This is a genomic window from Streptomyces sp. NPDC007095, assembly GCF_040634475.1.
In the GTDB taxonomy this organism is placed as follows: domain Bacteria; phylum Actinomycetota; class Actinomycetes; order Streptomycetales; family Streptomycetaceae; genus Streptomyces.
Genome location: NZ_JBEYFS010000423.1, coordinates 1 through 4,897, shown reverse-complemented (window position 1 = coordinate 4,897; position 4,897 = coordinate 1). Strand labels below are relative to the sequence as shown.

Genomic DNA, 4,897 nt, shown 5'->3' with positions numbered 1-4,897 from the left:
CGGGGGTTGGTGCTCGTCGGGGCGCGGGCCTTGCGGTGGGTTGTGCAGCCCTGGTTCGGTTGGCCAAACTTGTTTGTGTGGGGGGAGCTAGTGGTGGGCGTGGGTGGTTTGTTGTGGGGGGGGGGGCGAGTCGACTCGCCCCCCTCGCCCGCCGATCACGCGGCCGCCGTCCGGCGTTCACGTTCCGCACCGAATCTCCTCGTGGCGCGCTCTCGCACTCGCGGCGCACGACTCAGGAGGCAGGCATGGGGCACGGGCATCACCACCACGGTCACCAGCACGACCACAGCCACGGGCACGACCACGAGAGTGAGTCGCTTCCCGCCGCGTTCGACCCCTCCGTGCCCGACGAGGCCCTGACCCCCGAGCAGCAGTCGCGCCGCTCGCTGCTGCGCCGCGCTGGGCTGCTCGGCGCGGGACTGGCCGCCGGTGGCGTCCTCGCGCAGGGGGCGGCGGCACCGGCGTACGCCTCCAGCGCCACGAGCGGTCGCAGACGGAACGGGTTCCTCTGGCTGTCCGGTGACCACCACATCCACACCCAGTACAGCAGCGACGGCAAGTACCGCGTCGGCGACCAGGTCCGGCAGGGCGCCCGGCACGGTCTGGACTGGATGGTCATCACCGACCACGGCAGCGAGACGCACGCCAAGATCGGTGTCGACAAGGTCAACCCGGACATCAAGGAGGCCCGGGAGAAGTACGAGGACACGCTCGTCTTCCAGGGGCTCGAGTGGAACATACCCGGCGCCGAGCACGGCACCGTGTTCGTTCACCCCGGCAACGACGAGGTCAGCGTCCTGAAGGCGTTCGAGACGTCCTACGACGGCAGCGTGACGGGTACCAGCGGGTCCTCGCCCGCCAACGAGGCGCTGGCCGTCGCGGGCCTCAACTTCCTCGCGGAGCAGGTGCAGCGGCGCAAGGTCAAGGACGCGCTGATGCTCGCCAACCACCCGGCGCGGCGCGGTGTCGACTCGCCGCACGAGATCCGCGGCTGGCGCGACGCGACCGGCTCGGGCCGTCAGATCGCCGTCGGCTTCGAGGGCGCGCCGGGCCACCAGGCGGGGGGCATCGCCACGCCGCTGGGCATGGGACGCGCCCGGGGCATCTACGACAACAACCCGAGCGCCGACTCCTTCGCCGGCTACCCGCTGGAGAGCTACCGCACCTGGGGCGGCTTCGACTGGATGACCGCCACGGTCGGCGGCCTGTGGGACAGCCTCCTCGCCGAGGGCAAGCCCTGGTGGATCACCGCCAACTCCGACTCGCACCAGGTGTACACGGACACCGCCGTCCGCGGCGGCCCGGACAGCGACTTCACCGCCAACGGCAGGCACACGGACCCGGTCTACGGCGGCAAGATCGACCTCACCCAGGGCGACTACTGGCCCGGCCAGTACAGCCGTACCCATGTCGGCGCCGACGGCTTCTCGTACGCCGCCGTCATGGACGGCATCCGTGCCGGGCGCGTGTGGGTCGACCACGGGCAGCTCATCAGCGGCCTCGACGCGCGGGTGGCAGGCGGCAGCCGCTGGGCGACCCTGGGCGGCGCGCTGCACGTCAAGAAGGGGCAGAACGTCACGCTGACGGTCGACATCGCGCTCGCCGACGGGCCCAACTGGGCCGGATTCGTGCCGAAGTTGGCCCGCGTGGACGTCATCCAGGGCGATGTCACGGGCGCCGTCGCGGACAAGGACACCTTCACCGCGCCGACCGCTAAGGTGGTCCAGTCGTACGAGGTGAACAAGTCCACGGGCGTGGTGCGTCTCTCGTACTCCCTCGGCGCGGTCGACCGCCCGGTGTACGTCCGGCTGCGCGGCACCGACGGCAACCGTTCCGCCACCGGTCTGATGGGCGCGGCGGTCGACCCGGCGGGACCGGCCGTGGACGTCGTCGGCGACGCGGACCCGTGGAAGGACCTGTGGTTCTACTCCAACCCGGTGTGGGTCCTGCCGTCGTGACCGAACGGTACGTCGTCGGGGTCGACACCGGTCTGTCCGGGACCCTGCGGGCGGCCGACCACCTCCTCATCGACCTCGCTGCCGAACTCGGCCTGGACGAAGAGGTGGTGGGCTGCACGCACCATGTGCGGGAGGGACGGCCGCATACCGCGCTGTCCTTCGCGACCCCCTCGGAGCGGGCGGCCCGCGTGGCCTGGCGGGCGCTCACGGAACGGGAGTTCGGTGCCGCTCTGGGCGCCGAGTGGCACGGTCCGGACGAGCTGGCCGCCGGTGCCGCGCACGCCGCCGCGGAGCACCTCGCGCGCACCGGGGGCCGTGCCGTCCGGTACGCCGGGGCCGACGCGCTCACCGGCACGGTGACCGTCGCCCGGCTGCTGGCCGTCTCCGCGGTCGAGCGGATCGTCGTCCTCGGCGCGCCCGACGGTCCCGACCCGGACCAGCGGATCGTCACCCGCGATCATGTACGACCGGAGTGGCGCGAAGGGCGACTGGTCCTGGCCGCGATGCCGGCCGCGGGCGGGACACTGGTCCCGTTCGAGGTCCCGGACCCGACACCGTGCTGCGCGGACCACTGACCCGACAAGGGTGACCGAGGGCAGTCGGCTGGAACTGTGGTGACGGCTCCGGGGAGCAGCCAGCGACGTCTCATCGTCACCGCCCAGCAGCCGTTTGAGTCGTTCCCGCTCCATGCCCTCACCCCCAGCCAGGATCGTGCTGTACGGCATCGAAGTAGAGCAACCCCGGCAACCGACAGCACCCCACGCCGGCCGCTACGGTCCTCCCCGCAGCCTGTATGACCCGAAAGGCCGGTCTGTGCGGAGCTACGGATCAGAAGGTGCCGTGCCCGGTCGCCCGGTATCCGACGGGGAACCACGGTGATTGACGGTCAGCGCACATGAGAACGGCCTCCGACCGAGTTACCTGGTCAGGGGCCGTTCATCTTCGGTGTGTGTGGGATCTGAACCCACGGTGACATCGCTGCCGCGACGGTTTTCAAGACCGTCGATGGCTTGACTCGGTCATTGAGTGTCCCTCCGATCAGCGGAACCGGCCTGAACTGCGGCGTTGGGGGATTTTTGAATCAGACTCCACCGACCTCAGCTGTCAGTGGCAGTCGAAGCGCCAGTCCCACGGGAGGCCGGGGCACTGGCGGCAATGGAAGAAGTAGACGCCGCCGCAGTCGCCCAACTGTATGTCGCCGGTGATGGTCAGAAGGTGCTCCATGCGGTGTCCGCTCTCGCAGTTCGGCCAGTCGGCAGGCTGCGTCCAGGCGGGCCAGCCGCCGACCTTCGTCCCGATGATGTTGGAGTCGGGTGGCCACATGGTGCCGCCCGTCGGCAACCGGAGACGAGGTTCCCAGGTCTCCCACATGTCCTTGGGCAGATCAAGCCACCTTGGAAAGTCCTCCGCGGTAATCGGGGACAATGTGGACGGTTCCGGCATGTTGTCCTCGTCGTACTCCCCCTCGCGCACCCTGGGGACCTCGGACACCAGCCCTCCAGCCACGACCTCCGCCTCGTTGCGCCAGTACAGCTGACACCGTCGGACAACCATGGATCCGGGTGGTCAGAGGTGGATCAGCAACCACCCCGGAACACGACTGCGAGCGGCCCATGCGCTCCGTTGATCGAACTCCCAAAAGCACTCCGCCGGTCTAGGGTGGTCGACGACTGGATCGGGTGACGGGGGCCGACACGGTGACGTACAGCGCGCGGCGTGGGAGAGAGCCCAGGCCTCTGAAGCGGGACGCAGAAGCCACTGCTGACGAAGAACTGCCGCAACCGCCGCGCCCGCTGCGGTGGGACCGTGACTTCGGTGTCTTCTGGGTCGCGCAGACCCTTTCGGTCCTCGGGGACTCCTTCGCCCTGATCGCCCTGCCGCTGCTCGTGCTGCACGCGACCGGATCCGTCGCGCAGATGGGTCTGTTGACGGCCGTCGGCGGGGCGGCGTCGGTCGTGGCCGGAGTCTTCGCCGGGGTCGTCGTCGACCGCGTGGACCGCAGGAAACTGCTCGTGGCCTGCGACCTGGTCCGCATGGCGCTGTACGCGGTCATTCCGCTGGTCTGGGTCTTCGGACCGCGGATCTGGCTGCTCTACGTGGTCCTGCCGCTGTGCGAGGCCGTCGGCATGCTGTTCTCCGTCGCCTACGTCACCGTCGTCCGTAACCTCGTCGGCGTCGAGCGGATCACGGAGGCCAACGGCAGGCTGAACGCGACCGCGGCGGCTGCCGGTGTGGCCGGTCCGGTGTGCGCGGGGCTGGTGGCGGCGTGGTTCGGGCCGGCCGCCGCCGTCGGCGTGGACGCGGCGAGCTTCGGCGTGTCGGCCGTCTGCGTCGGCTTCGTACGGTTCACGGGCACCACACGCCCCGCACCGGGAGCCGCGGCCGGAGCGGGAGCGGTCCGGCGGCTGCGGACGGATCTGCTCGCCGGGGTGTCCTTCCTGGTCCGGCACCCGGTCCTGCGCGTGCTGACCGTCCTGCTGTCCTTCTTCAGCTTCCTGACCCTCGGCCTGAACGACCTGCTGATCTACCACCTCAAGCACGATCTCGGCCGCGACGACGCCGCGGTCGGCACCGTGTTCGCGGCCGGTGCGCTCGGCACGATCGCCGGGGCGCTCCTGGTGGCCCGGGCGCGCCGACGTCTCGGCTTCGGCCCGACCTGGATCGGGTCGGTGGCGGTGTGCGGATGCGCTCTGGCGGGCGTGGGCTGGGCCCGCAGCGTGCCGGCCGTGGCCGCCCTGACCGCGGTCTTCCTGGGCTTCGGGAGCGTGGCGGGCACGTGCTCCATGTCGCTGCGGCAGGAGGTGACTCCGGAGCATCTGCTCGGGCGGGTCACCTCGGCGTTCTGGACCCTGCACTACGCGGCGGCCCCGGCCGGCGCGGCCGTCCTCACCTGGGCCGCGGGGCGCCACGGCAGGGCGGTGGGGGGCGTGGTCGCGGGC

General features: G+C 70.8%; 4 protein-coding genes. 3 read left to right on the top strand and 1 reads right to left on the bottom strand.

What is annotated here, in order from left to right:
- The first annotated feature begins 245 nt into the window (after positions 1–245).
- Both ABZ656_RS56505 and ABZ656_RS56500 read left to right on the top strand, forming a co-directional pair.
- The gene (locus ABZ656_RS56505; RefSeq protein WP_360280317.1) at positions 246–1,958 is read left to right on the top strand and encodes a PHP domain-containing protein; all 1,713 of its coding nucleotides are present in this window, start codon (positions 246–248) and stop codon (positions 1,956–1,958) included.
- Positions 1,955–2,533, top strand: coding sequence for a hypothetical protein (locus tag ABZ656_RS56500; protein ID WP_360280314.1), 579 nt, complete (start codon positions 1,955–1,957; stop codon positions 2,531–2,533). The genes ABZ656_RS56505 and ABZ656_RS56500 overlap by 4 nt, the downstream gene beginning before the upstream one ends.
- 529 nt (positions 2,534–3,062) lie before the next feature.
- Here the strand turns inward: ABZ656_RS56500 and ABZ656_RS56495 are convergent.
- A complete protein-coding gene (locus tag ABZ656_RS56495) occupies positions 3,063–3,449 on the bottom strand; it encodes a hypothetical protein (RefSeq protein WP_180362153.1) in 387 nt (128 codons plus the stop codon).
- A gap of 281 nt (positions 3,450–3,730) precedes the next feature.
- On the opposite strand from ABZ656_RS56495, the gene ABZ656_RS56490 reads away from it, so the two are divergent.
- Positions 3,731–4,897: MFS transporter (locus ABZ656_RS56490; RefSeq protein WP_360280320.1), on the top strand; the 1,167-nt coding region annotated here is incomplete at its 3' end.

What these genes read in the sequence shown, in the direction of transcription:
- ABZ656_RS56505 (WP_360280317.1), top strand. Translation starts at nt 246, where the DNA reads ATGGGGCACGGGCATCACCACCACGGTCACCAGCACGACCACAGCCAC.